Origin of the sequence: Bacillus cereus group sp. BfR-BA-01350 (assembly GCF_022663775.1) — a bacterium.
GTDB classification, from domain to species: Bacteria; Bacillota; Bacilli; order Bacillales; family Bacillaceae_G; genus Bacillus_A; species Bacillus_A paranthracis.
The window spans coordinates 588,014-612,794 of record NZ_JAKUGD010000002.1; the positions used below are offsets into that span (position 1 = coordinate 588,014).

A 24,781-nucleotide genomic window follows, 5' to 3' on the forward strand; every position below is an offset into this window, starting at 1 on the left:
TATAAAAGTATAAGAGAAGTGCGTTTCATTCTTTTGATATTTCTTGTGTTTGATAACATAAGACTTTCTGTAATATCTTTAAAATTTATATATAAGTATTGATTTTATTTTTTCATCTATCTTATTTTGACATACCTTCTATTCATTTTTCAATTTAGTGTTAATTCGTATGCTGGCAAGACCTAACTAATTATTAAAGGTCAATTTACATCATATTTCATTTTAAAGGATTTCGAAAATTAAACTCGAATTTTGTAAAATAAGATTCTTTTAATTCTCTAATTAAAAAAATAAAAGTTTAGAAAGGAAGTTACAATGAACAAACTAGAAAAAGAAATACTTCAATTCATAAATGAACTATATCCGTTGAATTTTATTAACATTACACCAATAACAAATGAAATGTATAAATGTCTTACAGAACAAGGTACATACTTCATTAGAATTACAAACTATAAAACGTATGAAGAACAATTAGAAGAAGTTACATATACGAATTTTTTATACCAAAACGGTTTAGCTGTTCCACCAATCATCCCTTCATTGCAAGGGAATTTTGTAGAAAAGTTAACATTAGATAAAGAGATTTTTGCCATACTATATAAAGCTGCGCCTGGTATACATTTACCAAAGTATGAATGGGATTCTAAAATATTTAAAAAGCTTGGTAAACAAATTGGAAAATTACATCGTATTTCTAAAAGCTTTGAAAAGACTAAACCGGCTAAACATATAAACGATTGGTATAGAAATGAAGAATATAATTTTCTTAAGTATATCCCTCAAGAAGAAACTGCTATAAGAGAAATTGCATCTGACGTTTTAACTTCTATAAAAGAGCTACAAAAATCCACTTCAAATTACGGCTTAATTCACGGAGATTTATGGTTAGAAAACATTTTAGTTGAAAACAATTCAAACTTAACGATGATTGATTTTCAAGACTGTGAAAAACATTTTTACATATTTGATTTAGCAGTTCCTATTTATAGTGCGATAGAATATTCATTTGTTGGAAATGGGAATATCGTTGACTATGAGCATTCTATTACAAAAGCAATATTTGAAGGATATCAAGAAGAAAATGAACTTCCAAAAGAGATGATAGACAAGTTTCCATTGTTTATTAAATTAAAGGAGATTTTTGAATATAGCTTAATGCATATGTATTGGGATAAAGAAGAATTAACTGCGGAACAAGTACGGATAATGAACCTTTATAGGATGAAGATTGAAACTAAATATGCCTATATTAATGTTTAAAAACGCTGTTGTTTAACTACAAGGAAACTTTAGTTAAACAACAGCGTTTATTAATTAGCTAACAACCTTTTTTATGACTTATAAATACTGATTCAATAATCTTTTCAAATACACTTCATTTTGCGGTGATAATTTTTCAGAAAATCTAGCTGCAATACCAATAGGAGCCCATTGAAAAATCTCATCTCTTAACAAACTAGTATTTTTGCAATATAAGTGTAAATACATTTCAGCTAATTCTAAAGAAGTCTGAGCATACAATAAATATGTTCGAAATACATCTGCCCGAATATCACCAGAACTAGCATCTACCCAGTCTATAACTTTCACTTTCTCTTCCTTACTCAAAATCAAATTAAATGGATGAAAATCTCCATGACATAGCCTAAAATCAAATGTAATAGAATCTAATTTTTGTAATATATTCTTCTTTTTGTTTTCAGCCAATTGATGTACAGATTTAATTTGACGTTCTAACCTTTTCCTCATTAACTCCATTTCATCTGTATTCACACGTATAGCATGGATCTTTTTTTGCTCATTTACACAAAGGCCGATATAACGCTCTGCCTCATTCAAATTATTAAGCAGGAGATCACCAATGTTCTCCCCTTTTACATATTCCATAATAATTGCTTGTCTATTTTGTATCTTTGTCACTTCAAATACGTTTGGAACTGGCAGCCCGCATGAATAAGCATATTTTTGTTTTTTTGCTTCATTCATAGACTCTGTATCTGGAAGATATTCTTTAAATAATTTCACAATCTTATTATCATATAGATAAATTTCCGCTGTATTCCCTTTTGCAATTGGATTACCTAAAACCACTTCATTTCTCCCCTTAACATAAATTAGAATAACATCTTATACTTCTCTTTACATTCACTATAACCCTAGCTAAAACCTTCTTCACGACTATACAAAAAAACTTACCGCTTTCCATCCTTAAATAGAAAGCGGTAAGTTTAATTTACTTGGAATATCAGCATGGAGATTTGGTGTATGCAAGATAGTAAATGAATACCCTTGCTGAATAAATGATACTTCATTATGTTTACATTCATATGGAACACTATTTTTCTTCAAATTATTTTGTATGCGTTGTAAAAATGCTTGATCTGGTGTTCCAAAAGAAACATGTACTTTCGGTGGTAAAGCTTTCATCGCAATCGGAATCCAAGGTCGCTGCCACCAAGATGCAACAATATATGCTGTGCCCCCTATAACAAAGTTGAAAATATCCCCATCTTCCATCGTTTTCATATTTAGATTTGATTTCAACCATTCTGTAAATACAGGTACACTTTTAACAGGAAGACCGATTTCTCTTACATATAAAACGTTTAATGGTGAATGTGGTACTAATACATCTTCTTTAACATAACTATGCGCGATAATTTCGAGAAGATTTCCATCTCCATCTCTGAAATATAAGTTGAATCGACCGCTCTCTTCATCAATTATATGACCATCTTTCCATTTCGAAATAAGTAATCCAGACTCTTTTAGCCATCTTGCTGTTTCATGAAATTTTGAATATGGAATCTCAAAAGCGAAATGCGCAGGTGCGATTGGTTCGTATACCTCTTGAAAACTAATTGTAGTGTATGGCGTTACTTCAAATTGAATAAACGATGCTGTTTCTTTTTTTATAGGTAAAGATAATATGTCCTTATAAACTTGTTTTACCCCTTCTATCGAAACCGTTTGTAGTTTTATATCTGATATATGTGTAATCACGTTGCATACCCCCTTGTTTCTTATTACCTATTCGTATTGTATTACATTTATAAATAAATAGAATCAAACGGAAGGATGTAGTTTTCAAATGAAAACTACATCTTTAGTATGAATATTTAAGTTTATCCTGCATTGTTTCCATACAAAAAAGCTGCCTTTCCTTAAACGAAAAGCAGCTTTTACAATAAAATACATTAAGATTTTACAGCAATAATCATAAATCTTTTGGAATTCGTACGAATCCCTTTTTCAGAACTATTAACATCAATGAAACTTTGTAAAATAGTAAAATCTTCTGCCTCTTCTCCAAAATTAGGAATAATAGGCGTATGTTTTAATAAGAAAATAAGATCTTCAGGGGTTCTGTAATAATTAGTCACATCATATTCACGTACTTGCACGAGTTCAAATCCTGCACTATTAAGTTCACTCATATACTTTTCTTTTAATGTGCCATCTCTTTCACCTAAGCATTGTCCTCGCCCAAATGCTTCCTTAAGATTTAATTTATCATGTTCGCTTACTTGTTGTGTTAAGAAAAAAGCACCTTGTTTCATTACTTTTGCTAACTCAGATGCTATAAACGGTGCGTGACAACTAGAAGCGATATCAAAATGGGCAAGCGGAAACGTTAACGCTTCAGAATTCATTTGAAAAAACTCAACATTTTGTACTCCTGATTTTTTAAAATTGGAATGTGCTGTTTCAATCATACCATTAGAATTATCAATTCCAATTAGCAATTTAGCTGAAGATGCTATGTTAAGTACATTTTCCCCTCCACCTGTACCAACATCAAGTAGAGTGTCTGATAGTTTACATCTTTCTTTCACTTCTCCATAAAAGTCCCATGTATCTCCTACAGTTTCACATTTTATTTTACTAAAATCCCATCCATTTACTCTTCCTACTTTATCATAAAAGTTTTTGTACTCTAATTCGTTCATTTTGTATTTTCCCCTCTGTTAACGCTTATGCTATTGATTCTTTGTGAAAAAGATCCATCAATTTCCCCAATATATGCCAGCCAATCTTCATAAAACGCTTGAACAGTGCGATATCTTTTATTTTTTTCTTTATGTAGAGCTTTTTTACACATATTATATAATTCTAGTGTGCTCTCCCATTTCTCATAGCTTTTATCATTTTTCCCGCCAATAAAAGCAAAAGCAATTCCGGCTAACACATACACATTCGTTTCGCTTGTAATTTGTGCATGCAGTTCATATTCTTCAGGTGCTTTGAAACGACCTGCTCCCCAAAAATCCTCCCCAACTTTATTGAATACAGGTTTTTTTTGAAAGAAATCAATATCACAAATCGTAAGTTTTGATTGCTCAAAATTATATAAAATACTACCGTCATAAAAATCAACCATGACATATCCTAATGACTCCACATAGGCCGCAAACTCAAAAATTTGTGTCAATATGTTAAGCCTCTCCTTAACGGATAATTGTCTTAGCTTAACAAAAGGCGAGTTTGGTGCATGATGCTTTTCAAACGGTGTAAAGCCCCAATGATTGTGCATGCATTCCCCATCAATCCAATGAAACCTTAAACAAAATCCATTTTGCATTTGAATGGGATTAATATATGGAACTAGTAAAGGATGTTGAATTTGTTCATACACTTCTTTCGCCTTCATTAATCGTTGAATCGCGTCCTTTACCTTTCCTTTATATTCTAAATTGCGTGCACCTGCATACTTCAAAAAATAACGTTTTCCATTTTCAATAATACCAAAACTAATATTTCCTGAATCTTGCTGATCAAAAACAGTAAACACTTCTACATCCTTTAACCAATCAAAATTATGGTCCTCAGCTAATGTTAATGGGTATTGATTTTTTCCAATTTTAATATTTATCATACGCTACTCCTAGCTTTGAGCGTACGTAGTTTATAGAGGCATGATACGTATTCTCAAACTATTTTTACCTCATATTTTATTTTCTTCTGTTTGCTCATAACACATCACTCCTTTCAAATAACCGTTCTTAATTTCCATTATATATTATAAATTACAAATTATAAGAAAATTTTACTTCATCCGCATAATTAGTTTACATAATTTTTTTATAGTTTATTTATCTGTACAATCTAAATCCCCCTACACATACTATCTAAAACAGTACAGACTGCTTTTACATTCTTCATTTTTATTTCCTTCTTTAAATATATGTAAAAAGTAGGATTCACAAAAAAATTACAGAATTATATATATAACAAGTATTGGACGGATTATTTTCAAATTCCTCTATAATAAAGGTGGTATAAACAGTGTGAAATTTATACAAGAACGTAGCCTTACCGTAAAGACAACTTTTTCTAAAGAATACAAGATTTTTATTTTTGGTTTACTCATTTCACGAATTGGAGACTCATTGTATACTTTTGCGTTACCTTGGATTGCCTATCAATTAACCGGTTCAGCTGTAATTATGAGTTCTTTATTTGCTATTAACGTATTGCCAATCGTTTTATTTGGCCCTTTAGTTGGTGTAATAATTGATCGTTATGATCGAAAAAAGTTACTTTTGGTAGCGGATATTACTAATATTATTTTAGTTAGTCTTGTTCCAATACTACATTCATTACATCTATTAGAAATATGGCACTTGTACATAATTACTTTTATTTTAGCAGTTATGTCCATGCTTTTTGATGTAACAACTGTTACAGTCATTCCGCAAATTGCTGGAGAATCCTTAACGAAGGCCAATTCTTTCTATCAAATGGTCAATCAATTGGCTAGTTTATTTGGTCCAATGATAGCTGGGGTTTTCATTTCTTTTTTTGGCGGCTTTCAGTTGCTTTGGATTAATGTTCTTTCATTTATTGCAACATTAGTTGCTGTGATGTTATTACCGTCTATGAAAACCACAAATAAAAAATGTGAAGATAAAAATACACTTCAAAATGTACTATCTGATTTGGTTAATGGATTTACATGGCTCAAAAATGATCGCTTAAATATAGCTTTATCTTTTCAAGCTATGATAGGAAACTTTGGAGCAAGTGCGGTTTTAGGTGTATTCATGTATTATTTATTATCCACATTACAACTTACCCCAGAACAAAGTGGGGTGAATTATTCATTAATTGGAATAGGTGGTCTTTTAGGAAGCTTGATTGCAGTTCCTTTAGAAAAGAGGTTACAGCGCGGTATACTGATCCCTTTACTCTTATTTGTTGGGGCAATTGGCTTAACTTTTGCACTTTGGAGCACATATTGGCTCGCTCCCGGAATTGCTTTCGGTGTTGCAATGACTTGTAATATTGCATGGAATACAATTGTAGCCACAATTCGTCAGGAAACAGTTCCATCAAATATGCAAGGGAGAGTTTTAGGATTTTCACGTGTACTTACACGATTAGCTATGCCACTCGGAGCATTAGCGGGAGGCATTATTTCAGCTTATAATCCAGTGTTTGTATTTGTTTTAGCTGCTTTCACGAAGCTAGTTGAAGTTTTTATTGCACTATATAGTCCAATACGAAAACTATGATGAAAGGAAAGATAACTATGATTGGTTAATTGCAATTACGGATAAGTTTATAAAGAAAAAAGGCATTATGATATGCCTTTTTTCTTTACAATCATTTAACTGGATAACAAACTTCTGTAACCCACTTATTAGGATCCGACTCCATTGCTGGACTCACATGATAAATATTAAACATCGGGCCTGCTAATTCGTAACCTTCTGTCTCAATCCATTTTGCGGCTGCTTCATTTACGTTTGTCATTTGTTCATAACTTCCGCTTACTGTTACAGAAGCTACTTTGATTGGCTCTATTTTTTGAAAATAAACATCTTTTGTATTTTCATGCTTTCCTAAGATATTTAGCTGTATTTCTACATCTACATCATTTTCTTTGTATTCTTGATCATGGAAGACAGCGATACTATAACTCGGATGGGCCATATTAATATTTTTCATATGAATTTCTTGCATTAACATGGTCCATAAATCGCCTTCACAATTATATGATGGAATAACCTTTCTAACACTGGCTACATATCTTTCTGGAATTTCTTTTATTGAAACATGATAATTCATCTCAACAACATCCTCTCTCATCGTTTTCATTGAGTCTTCGAGGAGACGTAATTGTTTTTGGAGGTTATACATGTCTTCTTTAATTTGAACACTACGATTTAAAAATTGCTCTTTTATGCTATCTATATTATCGCATTCTATTATTTCTTTAATGGTAGCGATATTAAATCCCATATTTTTTAACGTTTGAATTTGATTTACTTTTTTTAATTGGTCTGCTGAATAAAATCGATATCCACTCAGCTCATCGACTTTTACTGGTTGTAATAATTCCACTTTGTCGTAGTGTCTCAACATCCGAATACTAATGGAAGATAGTTTTGAAAAGTCTCCTATTTTAAACATGATTTCCTCCTATAAATTACATCTACTTCGAAGTTCAACTTCATCTTAAACAATGACATTGTGTGAGAGTCAACTGTTTCTAACACTTAACTTATATTTCTTTCATTCTTTCCCCTTATACTTACTTCCTTCTTAAAGCTATAAAAATTGATATTAGTCCGTTAACAGCTAATAAAGTTACACTAATACTTGTAAATAAAGCTACGTCTGGCGCAAATATTTTAATCGTACGCCAAGGTGAACTCGTACTATAAGTAAGCAGTGGGATAAAAATAATAGATAATAGTAGAGATAGACTCCCTATGAATAACCAAATTACCTTTTTTACAGTTTTCATATGTTTATACTTTTTAATTAACATAATTGATATTATGAAAAGTATGAGTGTAACTACCAACAAAATAATTTGTGTTAATGGTATTTTTTTAGGGATATCAACCGGTTCTTCTCCATTCAAAATACTAATAATCCCCTTTTTCAATACTGATAGTGCTGTTTCTTCTAATACATGATTTTTATTTGTTAAAATTACTCCACTCCAGCCACTTTCTTTTAAAGTAAATAATTCTGCACGAGCATCGGGCGTTGATCCTGAATGCCAAATCATCGTTTCACTTTCATTTATATTTGTTGTTCTTAATCCAAAACCATAACTTTTTTCTGAATTTATTTTATAAAGTGGTGATAGATAAAGATGCATATTTTCTTGCTTTAATAATTGAGCATCCTCTGGACGATTCAAAAACATAATATATTGAATCATATCTTCTAAATTTGCAGTAATATAGCCATACGGTGCCCCGGCATTATCATAGGACACTACACTTTTTCTTGGTATGCCAAACCACGACTGATAACCTTTTAAATAGCCTTTTTCATATGCAATTTCTTTACTTGCTGCCGCACCATTCATATTTAATAGCTGAAAAACATGTTTTTCCATATATGAGGAATATGTATCATTTGTAACTTCTTCAATAAGTGCACCTAAAACCATATAATTCGCATTACTATATTGATATTTTTCACTTGGTGGAGCAGTTACTTTTACATTTGAAAGCTTCATTACATTTTCTTTTAATGCTGTAGAACTTTTGGATTGCTTATCTGATAATAATAAGCCCTCATATGTGCTTATTCCACTTGTATGAGTTAGTAGATGTTGGATTGTTATAGTTGAGGATATTTGAGAATCTTTTAGTTTAAACCAGGGGAGGTATCGTTGAACTGGATCCTCTAATTTTATTTTTTTATCTTCTACTAATTTCACGATAGCTAAAGCTGTTAAAGATTTACTTATTGAGCCGATTGCAAATGGCGTTTTACTAGTTACCTTTTTTTCAGATTCTCCAGTAACCCCCATCGTTTTTGTGAAGAATACATCTTTATTATGTACAATTGCAACAGCAGCTCCTGGAATATTCTGTTCCTTTATAAATTTTTCAATATACTTATCTAATGTAACTTTAACATTTTGCTCAGCGTAAACTTTTGGATGTGTGATACATAGCATAAATACATTACAAAGAATACAAATTAGAAAGACTTTATAGATCGCATTCTTCATTATACTTTAGATGCTTTCTTTTTTTATAACTTACTAAGCTAATATATACTACTACAGAGAGTGTCAAACTAGTCATTATTAATAATGCGTTCCACCATTGATTCTCTGATATGCGATATAAAAGATTATACTGAAATGCATTTTTACTATTAGTTGGATTAAATGATTCAGTTAAAAATATTGAAAATATACTTTGCGAGCTGAGGTAAGTAATAACTGAGATGAATATGCCACGTAACATAAATTTGTTGAATTTGTCCTTTTCATTTTGAAGTTGTTTCATTTTAACTTGTAAATCAATTTCATTTATTTCTAAAAAATCTTGAACAAATAATTGAGGTGTACCTAAATCATCTATACTATCTTCACCGTGTTCACGACATTCTTGAATATGTTCTAATATTTGTCGCTTTATATTTTCCCTCTCTTCTAAACTTATATCATATTTCTTTAATTCTTTTAGTACGTCTGTTAAAAATTGCTGTTCTTTACCTATCAATCTATTCCTCATTTCAGAAGGTCTCCTTTCAAACCGCTTTTTAATAGTGCTTGAATGTCCGATTGCAATTCTAACCACTCATTAATTTTCTTCTCAAGACGTAATTTTCCATTTTCATTAATCTCATAATAAATTCTAACTTTACCACTGCCTGTTACTTCTTGATAAGTATTAACCCACTCTTGATTTTTCAGCTTAGTTAAAATGGGGTAAATACTTCCTACTCCTTTCAATTTTAAATTGTATACTTCAAGTTCTTTCATAATCTCATATCCATAACTTTTCTTTTTCGACAAAATAGATAATACACACATTTCTAAATGACCTTTAATTAAGCTTGTTCTATCCATAGGATAAATTTAACAGAAATATATACTTCATTCAAGTATATATTTCTGTTAAATTTAAAAAATCAGACAATAAAACAAAAATATTAATAAGCAACAACTATAACTTATGAAATGTTTTCGACCTTATTCATCACTTTTATAATATAATAATTACATAATATATCAACTGTTTATCCCTTTTAGTTTTCCATCTCTCCTCCTTTCCATAATTCTTTCCTTAGTAAAAAACATTGTATGCAGCACATAAAAATAATAAAAGATTCAATTTCTTAATTTTAACATTAAGAAATTGAATCTTCTTTCATTACCTTGTATTAATCATACTGCGTTAATATATATTATAAAGAATATACATTTTATATAAGTTATGTTAATAATACATAAGCTAATAAAACTTTACTGATTACGCTCAAGACACTCATAAACCGCCATCATATCTCGTTTATCCAACTCACGAATACGATTAAAAATTGGTATTTGCGCAACAGCTTCTGTTAATAAGCTCTCATCCACAACATCACTAACTTTTCCAGTTAACCATGTTTGTACATCCACACCCTCAACAACTTCTTTTAGTCCTTCATCATTAATACCACTTGCATTACAAGTTACACATGGAATTGTTAGTTTAAACACACCATCATGCAAATTATCTTCAGTAATAACTTTCTTTCCTTTACAGAATGGACATGGATTGCTTTTTTTAATTTTATTAATTTGGGTAACTAACTTTTTGTATCCAAACGCTTCATATACATACGTAAGTTTTTTATATTTACCATTTGTGAAATACTTATCTATCATGTTTTCTCTCGTTTCATAAACATTTGGGAAATCACAAACAGTCACTAGATTATTAACACTAATGGATTCGATATTCCCTTTTATTTCATCCCAGAATGGTAAGACATTTTGTAACACCATTTCATAGTTTGAAAAGCTTGCCTGTTCTAACTCAAACATTTTCAATGCAACTTGTGCTTTTCTTGGCAATAAAGAAACATCTTCTGTCAATCTCATATCGCCACCAACAATAGATTTCAATTTATGAAGTTCAGGTAAATCACCGACTAATTTCAACACTTCATTAACTGGTTGATTGATAATCTCACGAATATCTGAGCTGCCAAATTTAAGTGGTTTATGATGGTTTAAAACCGTCCCTTCGCAAATTGGACATGTTACCATTTCTTTAGAAGCCTTAATTTCTTCTTTAACAGGTGCTTTTGAAATAACAATATATCCACCAATAATCGTATTAAATCCTACCCATGTTCTGCGCGTCTTTCCTTTTTTATCATAAAATGATTTTTCAAAATATCCATACCAAAACGTATGCTTTTCTTCTTCTGACATATCATTATAGCTCTTTGACAAATCGTGACCAAGTTCATTTTTAATTTCTTCGAATAGAAACTCTATTTTCTCATATTGATAAAATTTTAATACTTTCATGATTTCTGGATCGAATAAACCGTCCCAAAATGGAACGTTTTTATTTTGGATTGTAATATCTTTATCGAAAACTTCAATTTGAAGACGTCCAGAACAAGATGGACAATGATTGTCCTGTGAATAGAAATCAAAACTTCTCGTATCTTTATTAGTTGGATGAGCAGCTACAATATGATTAATTATTCCACCAACCTCATATAAAAAACTATATTGACTGTATAAATGTCTCTCAAGATCAATAGCAATAACCGGTGCAATTGTATTAGATTCATACTCACCATAAATTAAACGCGCCATTGATGATAAACTTTTTAAAATACCACCCTTATAAACATTTTCAGCATTTTTAAAATAGTTAATATGATTTCCTTCTAAATAGTGAACGCCTTCTTTAGGCTTAAGTGTTGAAGTAATATGGATTTGCTCAACATTATTCACAGTGGTTCTCTGACGATAATAATCATCATGACTTACTACTTCAAGATGATTGATAGCTTCAATCTGTCTTTTCCCAAAGTCTACAATATAATCAGAGCTTTCTAACATGTAACTATTATGCTCAATCATAATGATAGAGACTGATTCATCTTGCAATATTCCTCTAACACTGTCTATAAATTGATTTAAAATATTTTGTGATAAACCTTTTGAAGGCTCATCAAAAATAAATAATGTATGTGGATTTCTTGTCTTTGCAAATAATTCCGAAACTAAATGAACACATTGAAACTCACCTGTTGATAATGTTTGTGTTTTTCGTTCTAATGTTAAATAGCCAAGCCCTAATTTAATTAGTAGGCTCAAGCGTTTATACGCAATATCTTCATTTGGAAGTTCATCAATAATATCTTCAATCGAACGCTCAAAAATATCATCAATTTCTTCACTATACTTTGTTAGTTTCTTTTTAATATCTAGAAAAGTTGCTACAGTTGATCGACTTGTAATGGATTGATTGCGATCTTGCCCTACCATAACTAGTCTATCTTTTGGATATCGTTTCAAGAAATCTGTAGCTAAACATTCATTGACAAGGGTAGATTTCCCGCAACCAGATTCTCCTGTAACTGTTACAAGCCTATTTTTAGGGATCTGAAACTCCGCCATTTGGATATTACGGCAATATAATTCTCGAAATGTATAATATTCTGTTGGAAATTCTTTATTTAAATCCCACAGTATTGGTTTTGGCCTTGGTGATTCTTTCACAATTTGTCCACCATATTTTCCGCTACCAGGTCCAAAGAACAATTGCTCATCTGTTGTATCCAGTACTGTATCTGAGTGATCAATGAGCCAAATTTGATTTTTACATCCTAATTGCTTAATCTCCGCTAATATTTGTAATAATGTTTCATGATCAAGTCCAACTGAAATCTCATCAATAATAATTACGGCATTTTCACTTACTGCCATAAATTCAGCCAAATACAGTCGTGTTAACTCTCCACCTGACAATGTACCCATTATTCGATTTAATGTTAAATAACCAATGTTCATATTAATTATATTTTGCAGTATATGTTGCTTCGCTTCACTAATATTTAGCTCTTCCGCTAACGAAAGAATAGACTCAACACTTAAATCATTAATATTTGAAATGGTATGTGGTTTAGCAAATAAATCTATAGTATGTTGTTCAATTTCTTCACTATAACGTTTTCCCTTACATTTTTTACACTCAATATTTTTAGTAGTACCTCGCCCTTTACAACCAGAACACCAACCTAACTGATTATTAAATGAAAAAACCTCAGGAGAAAGATGAAATACGTCAGCAAGTTTTTCGCGAATTTCAGTGAAAACACCAGTATGTGTACCTATCGTTGAACGTGGATTGGAAGAAATCGATGATTTTCCTAGAAAAAGTACTAAAGGCATATCCTCCATCTTAATCGCACTAAAATTCGTTTCCATGATATTAGGAAATAAATATTGATATTCAGCCTTTGGCAATAAAGAAACTAATCGTTTTTTTGATTCTTCACCAATCGTTTGACAAAAAGTTGTTTTACCCGATCCCGATAAACCAGCAATTCCAAACGACTTATTAAATGGAATGACTGTATCTAATTTATTGATGTTATTAGCAATTAATTGATTTACTTTCATATTAACCTCTATTCTTATTTCTCATTAAAATCATATTTGCAATATAATAATTACACAATGAATATAACCTTTAAGTTGATTACGCTCTTAATTCAAGGACCTTATCTTTATATATTTCAAACCATTGTTGCCATTTATCTTTAGAAAATTCTTTTTCTTCTCCTTCTAAAATGGCAGAAAAAAGATCTAAACAAATATGCCAACCTGCTATATCTTTCGGTGTATGATCAGTTAATTCATGAATGTATTCTTTAAGAAGTAAAAGAGAACCATTTTCCTCTTTATGTATTTCAAATCGGACCCGATCTTTATCCCAAGTAAATTCAAGCACTGAGTTTTGTTGGCACTCTATAATATCAATATTTATAAATGAACCATCCATCATGCCGAACTTTATTACACCATTTGTTTTAAGGCTTTCAATCTGCAAATTAGACATCCATTTTTTTAACTTACTGTTTTCTGTTAAAACTGACCAAACTTCTTCTATTGAATATGAAAAATGACGATCAAATTGTACTACGTATTCATTATCTTGTTTATCTATTACAGCTAACATTATTAATTATCCCCTTTCAAATACGAATGTATGTTCTATTTTACACAATTTTATAAAAAAAAGAAATATCTATTCACCCACTTAGTTTAATTAGTTTTTGTTATATTCATAATTGATTGACTTATTGTATATGCAAGTTCTAATCTGGTTGACCATGCTTTTATTGGATCAGTAATATTATCTTGATTAAGACTATTGACGTATTTTAAACCATCTGCTGCAATATACCCGATTTTAAAATCGGTAAATTCTTTTATAATCATCGGCCATTCACCATCAGTCATTCTGCATTTAGAATATTTTATTATGTAATCAGCTGCTTGTTTTGAAATCCCACATGAACCTGCTGTAATATCTACTTGTTTCCCTAATTGTAATGACATAATTTTATTTGATACTGTTTCTGTAACTTGCCATTCTTCAGGATGTGTCTGAAAAGCTCGATCCGTTCTGCCAATGATTAAGTAATCTACATCTACTATATTCTGAATGAACGTATCGAGCTCAGCTGGATATTCTTTCATCCAAGTTAGCAAACGATCAAAATCACAATAGTGATAGTAATCATGATCATAGTCACTAACAAAATTCAAACAATCCCTACGTGCGTTCCCTACCCCTGATTTTTCTACTATATTTATATGGAATTTACATTCCTCTAGTTCTTTTACAATTTCTTTAGGTGTTACATTACTAATTGTTATATATTTTTTATGATAATTTAAATGTATTAATTTCTCTTTTAGCTCTTTTATTGTAGATAATAAGCTCCCTGTTGGATCATGAGTAATGCATGTTAATGCCACTTGTTTTATAGGTTGCATATTATATTCGTCCCCTTTGCAAAATAAAAAGCAGAAAGAATACTTTCTGCCAATTTTATAATTAGTATTATATTTCTTATGCTCAATTTAATTCATATTATGTAGCTTTAAGGAATTCCCCTTATGTTGCGTTCTCATTTTCATCGAACATAGAATTACAGCATATAAAGAAACGCTATGACTCATGCAATTATTGTACTAAATCTACTTACTTGAAAAACTTATCGTTTAATCGCATCAACAATTAACGATGGAAAACCAAGTTTATCACCTTTATTTCTAGAATCATACCTTTTCGAACGGAAAATAACACCGTCGTTTGCATCCCATTCATTATAATAAAACTGACCATTTTCATCACAATATTCAAGTAAAACTACCTCAAATCCAGCAGTTTCAAACATTTTCGTTAGTGTTTTATAGGTATGAACAATTTTATGACTTGCTGCTGGGTGATCTTTTGGGCCAGGTCCACCTATTTGAACTATCTTTTGGTACGCCTCATCTCGGAAAAATGCATCAGGAACACCGCACCGAATATGCCCCTCTTGCTTTAAAAATTCATAGCAAATTTCAGCAGCTCTTACACCTTCTTCAAACGTAAGGTGTTCCCATACATGCTCAGCTAAGATAGCTGAAATAGAATTGTATTCAAATCTTTCTTCCCACGTAGCTTTATCTAGTAAATTAAGTTCATCTTCTTGCGTTTGTATCCATCCAGGATTATTATTAAACACCCCTGCTCCGACTACTACTTTAATTTCGTCTTGTTTTATTGCCATCACCTTCACTTCGTAAACATTTTAATTATTAATATATTCTATGTTTACTATTATTCTACCTTCTAAAATAAATTAAGAAAAAATGGTGATTGGTTTAACAAAAATGAGTTATGGAAACAATTCATGATGCACAATTATTTTTGTACTCTATTCTTCAAACGAATAAGCTGTACTATCTACTTTTATATTTTTCTAAATTTGCGAACTAAAGTGAACACTATACCTGCAAAAACCATCCATAAGCCCATTGTTGTACTATTAGTTGTACTGCCCCCCGTGTTTGGAAGCTCTTTATATGTAGATTCTTTTTTATCGGAATTACTGTTGTTTTGGATATTACCGTTATTGCTGTTATTAGTACTAACTTTAGCTTTGCTAGCGTCTGTATCCTTCACTAATACTTTTTGTATTGCATGTACCTTATTACCTACAGAATCTGTGACACTATATATTATTTCAAAAGTACCAGCTTTAGTGGTATCTCCAATATCTTTATATACTACTTTAGAAGTAAGATCACCGTCTTCTTTATCCGTAGCTGATACACCTACCATTGGATTGAATTCATCTCCCTTAGTAATTGTAGTTGTAAAAGGTACTTTTAGTATTGGTATGTCATTCTTAACTTCTTCTCTACCTGTGACTGTTACAGTTTGTTTCGCAATTTCTTCATGGCCTTTAGAATTTGTAACTGTATACGTTACTATGTAAGTACCGACTTTAGAGGTATCTACTTCCCCCTCAACTTTTACTTTAGAAGTAAGATCGCCGTCTTCTTTATCAATAGCTTTTACTTTTGCCATCGGATCGAATGATTCTCCTACAGTAATTGTCGTTGCAATAGGAACTGTTAATGTAGGTTTTAGATCTGATGTTTCTCCATCTCCCTCTACAATTACAGTCTGTGTTACCGTTACTTTCCCACCTTGAGAATCAACGACAGAGTAATCCACAATGTATTTGCCTGGTTTAGAAGTGTCTACATCACCTTTATGTTCTACTCGATTTGTTAAATCACCATCTTCTTTATCAATAGCTTTTATATTGCTCATTGGGTCAAACTTATCACCGACACGTAGTGTAATTGTTGGCGGTACCGTTAACTCTGGGACTTGGTTTGCCTCAGTTTTTTCGTTTTCTTTCACTGTTCCTTTAATTTTTGCTGCATCAAAAGCTTTTTGGACCGTTTCAACCTCAATGGAATTTGCCCCATATTTATTTGCTGCAACTTTAAGACACGCTAATCTTAATTCAGAAAAATTAGAAGTCATGTTCAATTCATCAGTATTTGCATAATAGAAAATATCAAACATTTTATCTTCACCAATACCATTTACAGTTACACCGTTATGAATGCCACCTTGTGCAATTAAATATGCGACTTTATTAATAATACTTGAGTTGAAATGAACGCCCTCATTATCCTCTCCGTTTAAATCACTGTATTTGCTATAATCATCTGGATACGGTACTCCATTAAAGAATTTGACTGAAGATGGATTTTTCATATTACGGAGAACTGATCCACTTTGTTCTCCTATTGTCCAATTAAATTCCCCATTATTTATATATTTCTCAATAGCCGTTCCCATAATATCAGATAACGCCTCGTTAATTGCTCCAGATTCTCCAAAAAATTCAAGATTAGATTCACTAGATGTAACCGCATGTGTAAATTCATGACCCGCTATGTCAAACGATCTAACCATTGGATCACCATATATAAGCATACTAACATTGTTAATATTAGCGCTAAATGCATTCCCCCAATTTTTAGGATCATCTGTTTCTCCAGAATCCCATGCATGTACAACTGAAACTACTTTTTTCCCTTTATTATCAAAACTATTACGCTTATATTTGTCTTTATAAAAATCATATACGTTTGCCGCTAAGAAATGAGCACTTACCGCTTTTGGGTCATTAAATGTTGTTGATGTGCTAGTTGTTAATATACCAGGATAATATTTTTCTTCAAAAGTAATATCTCTATAATTTACATCATACGTCTCAATTCCTTGCCCTCTTGTATAATCAGCAAGCGCATATTTCCCGTTACTTTGTTCAGAAATACCGAATGTACGAGTTATTCCTAAATCATCTTTTCCAGTCCCGGTTAATGATTTAAAATTACTTTTTTTACTCTCCTGAATAGCTTCAACACGCTCTTCATTCACTTTTAAATCTGACTCTTGCACCATATTTTTCAACATATCACCACTATGAGCATCCACTAAATAAGTTCCAGATACATAGTTTGGTGTGGCAGCTGCAAATGTAACTTGATATGCATTTGTAGCTTGCCCACGATTTTCATCAACAAAAATAACTTCCTTAACTTCTGCCTCAGAAATAAATTGAATATCATTTCCGTACTTCGTATAAATATATTGTTTTGCTTCTTCTTTTGATAAATTAATAGGATTCTTTAAATCTTCTTTTTCTAAGTTTTGTGCACTTTCCCCTGAAACACTTTTAATAATACCCTTTTTATCTACATGAGCAGTCAATTGGTGTCCGTATACTTCTTTACCTTCATATATTTGTTGCATACGAACAAGTGTAGTCCCATCATAAGAACCACGTTTTTGAACAACTTCGTAATCTACCCCTTTGTCTCCACTCACTTGTTTTGGTGACAAAGCATGTTCCGTCTTTTCCTTAAGTGCATCTTTCACTACGTTCTCTGGCGTTTTTTGTGATGGTTTTGTAAGTTCACCTGTACGGAACGAATCCTCTTGAATATCAACTTGCATTTGATCCGTTTCCTCCGCATAACCTATTTCGTATGGTACTATGCTTGTTAAAGCTAATCCTGTTGTTAATGCAACTATAGCTATTTCTTTTTTATTTTTCATGTTATTTCCCTCTTATGATTTCCTAAAATATGAAATTACTAAAATTTATACAATCTATTTCTAATGTAAAAAGATGACTTCTGTAATCAACAAAAGTCACCTCTTCAATATGTAATATCCCTAATATATTTTTAATGCATAATTTCTATATAAAACAGAAAAAGCATTCATTAACGAGCATTTTGCATTACTTTTATTAGGTCATTTATATTTTCAACTTTCTGCTGAAACTGATCAAATCTACTATGTAACAATGAAGGATTCTTATCTTCAGTTGAAATAACTTTTTTTAACTCCTGTTCTAATATATCATATGTATCAAAGAAATTATCAAATTCTACACTTACAAGCTCTTCATTTTCACGATAAAATCTTTTTGTTTCTATATAAGTCATGTATGATTTATTTAAAAAACCTAATGAAATTAAATATTTAGAAGTGTTTTCTTGATAAATAGCAATATCACATGCTATTTTCATATCAGAATAAGTCTTTTGAACGAAACAATGCAATTCAAAAATCTTAAACTTTAATCCATTATTCATTTCATCCCCTCCCATCCTATCTATTCTACATAAAAAAAGAATATTATACAAAGTAAAATATCAATATAGTACAAAAATAAAAAGCGAAAGAATAAATTCTCCCGCTTATTATATCAATACATACATTTCATATTGTGCTAAAGGATTCTTTTCAAATCCGGTTTTCTTTAAAAATCCTTCTAGTAAATTGTTATTTGGAAATCCAATTGATAAACTTTCTAAATTCAACTCATCTCTTGCTACTTGTAATAATTTTGATCCAATACTACGATTTCTATAATCTTTGTCTACGAAAAGAAAACTAATTTTACCTTGTTCATTCATACATATAGCACCTTTTAAATCATTATTGACATATGCACCGTAAAATGTATGATTTGTTTTTTCGATATAATCCATATCATTTTGCCAGTTTATATGGAAGTGTAACCATTTCTGAATTTCAACTTTAAAAGCTGCAAATTCTAATTGTTTTACTTCAATTCCTTTACATTCTTTATGTATTATTTTAGTCATATCTTTTAAATTATAATAAGATAGATCGTACACTTTTTCATAGCCTAATTTATTATAAAAACGAATCGCTCGGTCATTACCTACAATGACTTCAAGAAAAAGTTGCTTACACCCGTTTTGAATCGCTTCATCTTTATGCAGTTCAAATAACTTTTGACTCACACCAATACCGCGATACCTAGGGTGAATAGCTAATGTTCCACAACGCATTGTTTTTATACTTTCATAAATCTTAATACCACTAAGTATTACACCAACTGGTTTGTCACCATCTAAAGAAAGAAACGAGTGTTCTAACGAATTCCCTTCTGCTCCAAAAAATCTTTTTATAAAATCCTCTTTTGAGACTTCCATCTTAATAATATAATCTGAAAACCCATCCTTAAAAGCCTCATACACTAAATCTATATTTACTTCACTGCATCTTTTATATTGAATCATATAAAATTATCCCCCACTTACTCGTGTTAAACTTAACATACAAATACATAAAATGTACTAGCTCCACTCTACCCATCATTCTTTAATTTTTAATCCTACCATTTAATTTGAAATAAACGGGCACTTCCCTACATATCTATCACTATTAATTTGTTTTATAACAAATGGTGCAATATCACTATTTTGAATTTTGATTCCTGGCATATCTACTAAACTCTCGTTTATACGTCCAATACCATTTCCCTCTATAACAAATGGTAATCTAACAATTATCCAATCTACTTTACTACTTTGGATAATTTGTAATTCTTTATATTTATCTTGCATCATTTTTGATAAAAAAACTTTAAATAAGGTAGCTCCAATTTTATTTACAATTCCCTTTTGATCTCCTGTAACATTTAAAGAGCCTCCGGAAATTACAATATATCTTTTTATTTCAAACTCCTTCATTGCTTCTAAAATATGCTTCGTTACTGTGCTAAAAATATAAGATTCATTTTTAGGTTGACCTACTGCATTAATTACAGCTCCACACCCTTTAAGTAATTTGCGTATTGAAGCAAAATCACGTGCATCTCCATTAATGATCTCTATATTTTCATTTGTTATTTTGATATTATTAGAATTTCTTGTTAATATTTTTACTTGATACCCCTTATCTAGCGCTTCTTTTACAAGGAATTTCCCCGCTTTTCCGTTTGCACCCAAAATAGCTATTTTATTTGTACTTTCCAATATTAACCCCTCTTACTATCTATGATTTACTACATTAATCTCATATACACGTAAAAAAGCAATTAAATGCTCACACGCTCGTTCACATGCTAACATTTTAAAGATTTTTTGTTCCTCTTTCGTTTTATCATTCGCTTGATCTGAAGCAGCTTTTAAACATAGAAAAGGTTTGTTATTGATTTGGCACACATAAGCAAAAGCTGCCACTTCTTGATCAACCGCTAATGCTCCATATACAGTATGCAGTAAATATCTCATTTCTGAACTACGAATACGTTGATCTCCAGATAAAAATGTACCGAAATGAATCGGGTCATAAGATCGTATTTTTTTTATTCTTCTTACAAGTGATTTTGTTGTTTCAATAGGTGCTGTTCTACCGTTATATAAGTTAAAAACATCTTCGCCCGAACCAGCAGCAGTGACATCGTGTTGTATTGCGTTCAGTGCCACTACAATATGACCATTTTTCACCTTATTTGATAAACTCCCGCATATCCCTGTCATAAACAACTCATCCGGCTGAAACTCACTAATTAATAATTGTACACAACTAGCACAGCTTACCTTCCCAACACCAGTTATAACTGAAATAATTTCCAGATCATTTATAGTATGAAAATGAAATTCCCAAGCGGCTCTTTTTTCAATGCGTTCACTTGGATAAGATTGATGCAAATACGTAAGTTCAGGTTCCCAAGCGGCTACGATTGCAATACGTTTCATTACAAACTTCACTTCCCTCACTGTCATTTAAATAATTTATCTATGCTTTCTCTTTTATAATCTGGAATCCACTCTTTATATTTCTCATATAAATTTCGTATTGTTTCTTTATTCTTCGAAATTACTTCACTTCCTCTATCATCATACATAAACATGATAATATCTTTTGTTGCATTTATGAGAAATACATCTGGATAAGAAATTTCTTTTTTTGCGTCCTAAACGAGGATAAAGACCTGGTAAATCTTCATGATTCGCCGCTTTAATAAGTCGTTTATACTTTATATCACCAGCGAAATATTTTAATGAAAATTGATATGTACAATACAAGTCAGTTTCTTCATCTTCAAATAAACAAGTATTGTTTCTTGTCTTGTATGATATTTTAAATCTCTTTTTGAATAAATAGACTATATATTTATTTTCTGTGGATTTTTTATATTTCCCTTTTTAAGTCAATAAGCATTTGCTATTAAAAACACTTTATCTTCTTTTGAAAATATATCTTCAAATAAGTGTTTATTATATGTATGGTACTAATGTAACCCCAGTAAATATTTCATTCATATATTCTTTTAACTGTATTTTATATTCTTTCTACTCTACAATTTCTTTTAACTGCCAATATGCATCTTCTAGCCAAGGGTGTAAAACTTTCAACGTGTCTTTTCTATCCCACAAATATGAAATATATGCAAAAGCTGCATGTTCTAAAGATTTTTCTAACCCCTTTTTTACTTCTACTAAGTATGGTGGTGTCCCATTTTGATCCCATTCTATTTTATCAGCAACAAATAACACTAAATCCATCTTCGTTGCATGTTTACGCAGTGTGGTATGGCAACAAATTGCATTTAAAGTCTCTTCATCATGCACTTTAAATATCTCTTTTGCGAGTACTCTAGAAAGTTTTTGATGAATAATCATTGGGAATTTTCGTTCTTCTTCTAATGTCTCTATTCCGAATCCTTCAGCAACTACAATCCGTACTTCATTTGGAAAAATTGCACTAATATCATGTAAATATCCCGCGATTGCTGCTTTTTCTTCATCTTCATAAAACATTTTTGCAATTTTCCTCGCCTCATTTGCTACACGAATTGAATGTTTATATGTAGGCTTCTGATTGTATTTTAATAAAAAATCTTTAATATCATTTTCTATTTTTCCAGTTGGAGAAAATGAATATATCTCCTTATATAACATAGTAAATCCTCCTTAAAACTAACTTTCAATATAATATATAATCTTAATATCCTTGTGTTTTGTATTCGTTATAAATGTTGTAATCCCTTTTTTAATACGTTACATGAAATTTTATACAGAATCATCGCTACAAGTACATAAATGTTTGATATTATAGTAATGTTAATGATTTGTAAGGAAAGGAACTACATAATGAATAAAAATATATTAATTATTGATGACGATAAAGAAATTGTTGAATTACTTGCTGTTTATTTGCGAAATGAAGGCTATAACATTTATAAAGCATATGATGGCGATGAAGCATTACAAATGATTTCTACATATGAAGTTGACCTTATGATTTTGGATATTATGATGCCAAAACGAAATGGATTAGAAGTTTGCCAAGAAGTTCGTGAAAATAATACTGTACCTATTCTTATGCTGAGTGCAAAAGCAGAAGATATGGATAAAATATTAGGACTTATGACAGGCGCCGATGATTATATGATTAAACCATTTAATCCATTAGAATTAGTAGCTAGAGTGAAAGCTTTGCTACGACGATCATCCTTCCAAAATGCCACTTCCCAAAAGAATGAAGATGGTATGATTCGCATTCGTTCTGCTGAAATACACAAACATAATCATACCGTTAAAGTAAATGGCGAATATATTAAGCTTACATCTATTGAATTTGATATTTTATATTTACTTGCGAGTAATACAGGAAGAGTATTTAGTTCTGAAGAAATATTTGAACGTGTTTGGAATGAAGATGGTTATGGTTCAAATAAAACTGTAATGGTCCACATTAGTAATTTACGAGATAAGCTTGAAACAGGAATGAATGGAGAAAAATTTATTCATACTGTTTGGGGAGTAGGCTATAAAATTGAGAAATGAAGCATTTGATATATTAAAAGATATCCCGAAATGGAAACTTATTTTTTGGCTCTTATTAGCTATCACACTCACTCCTATTACTGAATTAATTATATATCGCCTCGTTACGAGTGTAATTGAGAGTTCGCTTACGTTAAGCGAACTTGGCAAAGAATTCATTAGAATTTTTGGTTATGAAAAATATAAAGGAATAAAAGAATCTCTATGGATGATGATTGTCTCTTATTTATTTTTATTTTCTATTTTCTCATCCTACCTATACATTTTTTATCGTCATGAAAGAAAGCTTTACTATGAAACTTGTATTAAAAAAATGATAGAAGAGATTCGTTATATTGCAAATGGGAACTTCAATCATAAAGTTTCTATCGTAAACCATAATTATCTAGAAGAGTTAGCAAGCGGGGTTAATCAAATTGTTGAACAATTGAAAGTCTCGATTGATGAAGAAAGACAGGCAGAACAAGCAAAAAGCGAACTGATTACAAATGTATCGCATGATTTACGTACTCCACTTACCTCTATAGTTGGATACGTGAATTTAATCCACCATGATAATTATAGAGATGAAGTAGAATTACGGCATTATATACAAGTCATTTACGATAAAGTAACTCGTCTTAATGCGTTAATGAATGATTTGTTTGAATATACACGTGTTCAAAATAAAGAATTAAGTTTATATTCTGTCCCTATTGATATTGTAGAACTTCTCGGACAATTAACCGTTCAATTTCGAATACAGCTTCAAGAGGCTAATATTGATTGTCGCCCCTTTTTCCCATCAAAGAAGTTAATGGTATTAGCTGATGGAGACAAATTAGTGCGCGTATTTGAAAATCTAATTATTAATGCTATCGCTTACGGTAACGATGGTGATTATATTGATATTACTGCTTATGAAAGTAATAATATGATTGCAATCGATATAACCAATTACGGCCAACCTATTCCAAGTACCGATTTACCCCATATTTTTGAACGTTTTTATCGCGTTGAGAAATCGCGCTCTACAAACACTGGTGGATCTGGACTCGGATTGGCAATTGCAAAGAGTATTGTCGAATTGCATAAAGGAACAATTGAAGTGTATAGTGATGACAAAAAAACAACATTCACTGTAAAACTACAACCATATAAATGTTAATACAGCTTAATTTTAGGTCCAATTTCTTACAATATAAGAAATTGGACCTTTTATTTTCCAGTAACATCCAAAATTTAATAATCCTTTATAATTCTTTAGAAATTCTTTACCTTTTCTTTCTTCCTAATTAAGCATTCCTTTTTACAATA

General features: G+C 31.0%; 22 protein-coding genes and 1 pseudogene. 4 read left to right on the top strand and 19 right to left on the bottom strand.

The window, feature by feature from the left end; translation table 11 throughout:
- The first annotated feature begins 315 nt into the window (after positions 1 to 315).
- Positions 316 to 1,263: a phosphotransferase enzyme family protein gene (locus MR147_RS07220; protein ID WP_242303878.1), complete on the top strand. Its 948-nt coding sequence runs from the start codon at positions 316 to 318 to the stop codon at positions 1,261 to 1,263.
- Between the two features lie 78 nt (positions 1,264 to 1,341).
- On the opposite strand, the gene MR147_RS07225 is transcribed toward MR147_RS07220, so the two are convergent.
- The 4 genes from MR147_RS07225 to MR147_RS07240 all read right to left on the bottom strand — a co-directional run bounded on the left by MR147_RS07225 (position 1,342) and on the right by MR147_RS07240 (position 4,879).
- Complete coding sequence (locus tag MR147_RS07225; protein WP_074608802.1) at positions 1,342 to 2,094, bottom strand: aminoglycoside phosphotransferase family protein; 753 nt, start codon at positions 2,092 to 2,094, stop codon at positions 1,342 to 1,344.
- Positions 2,095 to 2,211: 117 nt separating this feature from the next.
- Positions 2,212 to 3,006, bottom strand: a complete 795-nt coding sequence (locus MR147_RS07230; protein ID WP_074608803.1) for a VOC family protein — start codon at positions 3,004 to 3,006, stop codon at positions 2,212 to 2,214.
- Between the two features lie 194 nt (positions 3,007 to 3,200).
- On the bottom strand, positions 3,201 to 3,953 hold the full coding sequence (locus tag MR147_RS07235; RefSeq protein WP_074608805.1) for a class I SAM-dependent methyltransferase: 753 nt from the start codon (positions 3,951 to 3,953) through the stop codon (positions 3,201 to 3,203).
- Positions 3,950 to 4,879 (bottom strand): serine/threonine protein kinase, encoded by a 930-nt coding sequence (locus MR147_RS07240; protein ID WP_242303879.1) that lies wholly within the window; start codon positions 4,877 to 4,879, stop codon positions 3,950 to 3,952. Before MR147_RS07240 ends, MR147_RS07235 begins: the two co-directional genes overlap by 4 nt.
- Before the next feature lie 412 nt (positions 4,880 to 5,291).
- On the opposite strand from MR147_RS07240, the gene MR147_RS07245 reads away from it, so the two are divergent.
- The gene (locus MR147_RS07245) at positions 5,292 to 6,518 is read left to right on the top strand and encodes an MFS transporter (protein ID WP_074608808.1); all 1,227 of its coding nucleotides are present in this window, start codon (positions 5,292 to 5,294) and stop codon (positions 6,516 to 6,518) included.
- Positions 6,519 to 6,609: 91 nt separating this feature from the next.
- Here the strand turns inward: MR147_RS07245 and MR147_RS07250 are convergent, their stop codons facing one another.
- The 15 genes and pseudogenes from MR147_RS07250 to yqeK all read right to left on the bottom strand — a co-directional run bounded on the left by MR147_RS07250 (position 6,610) and on the right by yqeK (position 22,597).
- A complete protein-coding gene (locus tag MR147_RS07250; RefSeq protein ID WP_074608810.1) occupies positions 6,610 to 7,419 on the bottom strand; it encodes a MerR family transcriptional regulator in 810 nt (269 codons plus the stop codon).
- Positions 7,420 to 7,540: 121 nt separating this feature from the next.
- Positions 7,541 to 8,986 carry a serine hydrolase gene (locus MR147_RS07255; RefSeq protein ID WP_074608812.1) on the bottom strand — a complete coding sequence of 482 codons (1,446 nt, stop codon included), beginning with the start codon at positions 8,984 to 8,986 and terminating at the stop codon, positions 7,541 to 7,543.
- Positions 8,967 to 9,497: a DUF1700 domain-containing protein gene (locus MR147_RS07260; RefSeq protein WP_074608813.1), complete on the bottom strand. Its 531-nt coding sequence runs from the start codon at positions 9,495 to 9,497 to the stop codon at positions 8,967 to 8,969. Before MR147_RS07260 ends, MR147_RS07255 begins: the two co-directional genes overlap by 20 nt.
- On the bottom strand, positions 9,494 to 9,835 hold the full coding sequence (locus MR147_RS07265; RefSeq protein ID WP_070171693.1) for a PadR family transcriptional regulator: 342 nt from the start codon (positions 9,833 to 9,835) through the stop codon (positions 9,494 to 9,496). The genes MR147_RS07260 and MR147_RS07265 overlap by 4 nt, the downstream gene beginning before the upstream one ends.
- A gap of 396 nt (positions 9,836 to 10,231) precedes the next feature.
- Entirely contained in the window at positions 10,232 to 13,402 is a 3,171-nt protein-coding gene (locus MR147_RS07270; RefSeq protein ID WP_242303880.1) for an ATP-binding cassette domain-containing protein, read from the bottom strand.
- 79 nt (positions 13,403 to 13,481) lie between these two features.
- Entirely contained in the window at positions 13,482 to 13,961 is a 480-nt protein-coding gene (locus MR147_RS07275; RefSeq protein ID WP_074611006.1) for an SRPBCC family protein, read from the bottom strand.
- Between the two features lie 86 nt (positions 13,962 to 14,047).
- Positions 14,048 to 14,785: a hypothetical protein gene (locus tag MR147_RS07280; RefSeq protein ID WP_074611004.1), complete on the bottom strand. Its 738-nt coding sequence runs from the start codon at positions 14,783 to 14,785 to the stop codon at positions 14,048 to 14,050.
- Positions 14,786 to 15,006: 221 nt separating this feature from the next.
- Positions 15,007 to 15,567 carry a class I SAM-dependent methyltransferase gene (locus MR147_RS07285; RefSeq protein WP_242303881.1) on the bottom strand — a complete coding sequence of 187 codons (561 nt, stop codon included), beginning with the start codon at positions 15,565 to 15,567 and terminating at the stop codon, positions 15,007 to 15,009.
- Positions 15,568 to 15,749: 182 nt separating this feature from the next.
- On the bottom strand, positions 15,750 to 18,425 hold the full coding sequence (locus MR147_RS07290) for a M4 family metallopeptidase (RefSeq protein ID WP_242303882.1): 2,676 nt from the start codon (positions 18,423 to 18,425) through the stop codon (positions 15,750 to 15,752).
- Between the two features lie 170 nt (positions 18,426 to 18,595).
- Entirely contained in the window at positions 18,596 to 18,970 is a 375-nt protein-coding gene (locus MR147_RS07295) for a hypothetical protein (protein ID WP_076873935.1), read from the bottom strand.
- Between the two features lie 108 nt (positions 18,971 to 19,078).
- Positions 19,079 to 19,927 carry a GNAT family N-acetyltransferase gene (locus tag MR147_RS07300; RefSeq protein WP_242303883.1) on the bottom strand — a complete coding sequence of 283 codons (849 nt, stop codon included), beginning with the start codon at positions 19,925 to 19,927 and terminating at the stop codon, positions 19,079 to 19,081.
- A 102-nt stretch (positions 19,928 to 20,029) separates the two neighbouring features.
- Complete coding sequence (locus MR147_RS07305) at positions 20,030 to 20,665, bottom strand: SDR family oxidoreductase (RefSeq protein WP_242303884.1); 636 nt, start codon at positions 20,663 to 20,665, stop codon at positions 20,030 to 20,032.
- Positions 20,666 to 20,680: 15 nt separating this feature from the next.
- Entirely contained in the window at positions 20,681 to 21,418 is a 738-nt protein-coding gene (locus MR147_RS07310; RefSeq protein ID WP_000218304.1) for a phosphorylase family protein, read from the bottom strand.
- Positions 21,415 to 21,976, bottom strand: a pseudogene (locus MR147_RS07315) (DUF3885 domain-containing protein). The gene MR147_RS07310 and the pseudogene MR147_RS07315 overlap by 4 nt, the downstream one beginning before the upstream one ends.
- A 12-nt stretch (positions 21,977 to 21,988) precedes the next feature.
- Positions 21,989 to 22,597 (bottom strand): bis(5'-nucleosyl)-tetraphosphatase (symmetrical) YqeK, encoded by a 609-nt coding sequence (gene yqeK, locus MR147_RS07320; RefSeq protein WP_242303885.1) that lies wholly within the window; start codon positions 22,595 to 22,597, stop codon positions 21,989 to 21,991.
- Positions 22,598 to 22,789: 192 nt separating this feature from the next.
- Between yqeK and MR147_RS07325 the strand changes: the two genes are divergently transcribed.
- A complete protein-coding gene (locus MR147_RS07325; RefSeq protein WP_001038815.1) occupies positions 22,790 to 23,485 on the top strand; it encodes a response regulator transcription factor in 696 nt (231 codons plus the stop codon).
- Complete coding sequence (locus MR147_RS07330; RefSeq protein ID WP_001243301.1) at positions 23,475 to 24,632, top strand: sensor histidine kinase; 1,158 nt, start codon at positions 23,475 to 23,477, stop codon at positions 24,630 to 24,632. The genes MR147_RS07325 and MR147_RS07330 overlap by 11 nt, the downstream gene beginning before the upstream one ends.
- Positions 24,633 to 24,781: the final 149 nt, after the last annotated feature.

What these genes read in the sequence shown, in the direction of transcription:
- MR147_RS07220 (WP_242303878.1), top strand. Translation starts at nt 316, where the DNA reads ATGAACAAACTAGAAAAAGAAATACTTCAATTCATAAATGAACTATAT.
- MR147_RS07235 (WP_074608805.1), bottom strand. Translation starts at nt 3,953, where the DNA reads ATGAACGAATTAGAGTACAAAAACTTTTATGATAAAGTAGGAAGAGTA.
- MR147_RS07240 (WP_242303879.1), bottom strand. Translation starts at nt 4,879, where the DNA reads ATGATAAATATTAAAATTGGAAAAAATCAATACCCATTAACATTAGCT.
- MR147_RS07250 (WP_074608810.1), bottom strand. Translation starts at nt 7,419, where the DNA reads ATGTTTAAAATAGGAGACTTTTCAAAACTATCTTCCATTAGTATTCGG.
- MR147_RS07255 (WP_074608812.1), bottom strand. Translation starts at nt 8,986, where the DNA reads ATGAAGAATGCGATCTATAAAGTCTTTCTAATTTGTATTCTTTGTAAT.
- MR147_RS07260 (WP_074608813.1), bottom strand. Translation starts at nt 9,497, where the DNA reads ATGAGGAATAGATTGATAGGTAAAGAACAGCAATTTTTAACAGACGTA.
- MR147_RS07265 (WP_070171693.1), bottom strand. Translation starts at nt 9,835, where the DNA reads ATGGATAGAACAAGCTTAATTAAAGGTCATTTAGAAATGTGTGTATTA.
- MR147_RS07270 (WP_242303880.1), bottom strand. Translation starts at nt 13,402, where the DNA reads ATGAAAGTAAATCAATTAATTGCTAATAACATCAATAAATTAGATACA.
- MR147_RS07275 (WP_074611006.1), bottom strand. Translation starts at nt 13,961, where the DNA reads ATGTTAGCTGTAATAGATAAACAAGATAATGAATACGTAGTACAATTT.
- MR147_RS07280 (WP_074611004.1), bottom strand. Translation starts at nt 14,785, where the DNA reads ATGCAACCTATAAAACAAGTGGCATTAACATGCATTACTCATGATCCA.
- MR147_RS07285 (WP_242303881.1), bottom strand. Translation starts at nt 15,567, where the DNA reads ATGGCAATAAAACAAGACGAAATTAAAGTAGTAGTCGGAGCAGGGGTG.
- MR147_RS07290 (WP_242303882.1), bottom strand. Translation starts at nt 18,425, where the DNA reads ATGAAAAATAAAAAAGAAATAGCTATAGTTGCATTAACAACAGGATTA.
- MR147_RS07295 (WP_076873935.1), bottom strand. Translation starts at nt 18,970, where the DNA reads ATGAATAATGGATTAAAGTTTAAGATTTTTGAATTGCATTGTTTCGTT.
- MR147_RS07300 (WP_242303883.1), bottom strand. Translation starts at nt 19,927, where the DNA reads ATGATTCAATATAAAAGATGCAGTGAAGTAAATATAGATTTAGTGTAT.
- MR147_RS07310 (WP_000218304.1), bottom strand. Translation starts at nt 21,418, where the DNA reads ATGACAGTGAGGGAAGTGAAGTTTGTAATGAAACGTATTGCAATCGTA.
- yqeK (WP_242303885.1), bottom strand. Translation starts at nt 22,597, where the DNA reads ATGTTATATAAGGAGATATATTCATTTTCTCCAACTGGAAAAATAGAA.
- MR147_RS07325 (WP_001038815.1), top strand. Translation starts at nt 22,790, where the DNA reads ATGAATAAAAATATATTAATTATTGATGACGATAAAGAAATTGTTGAA.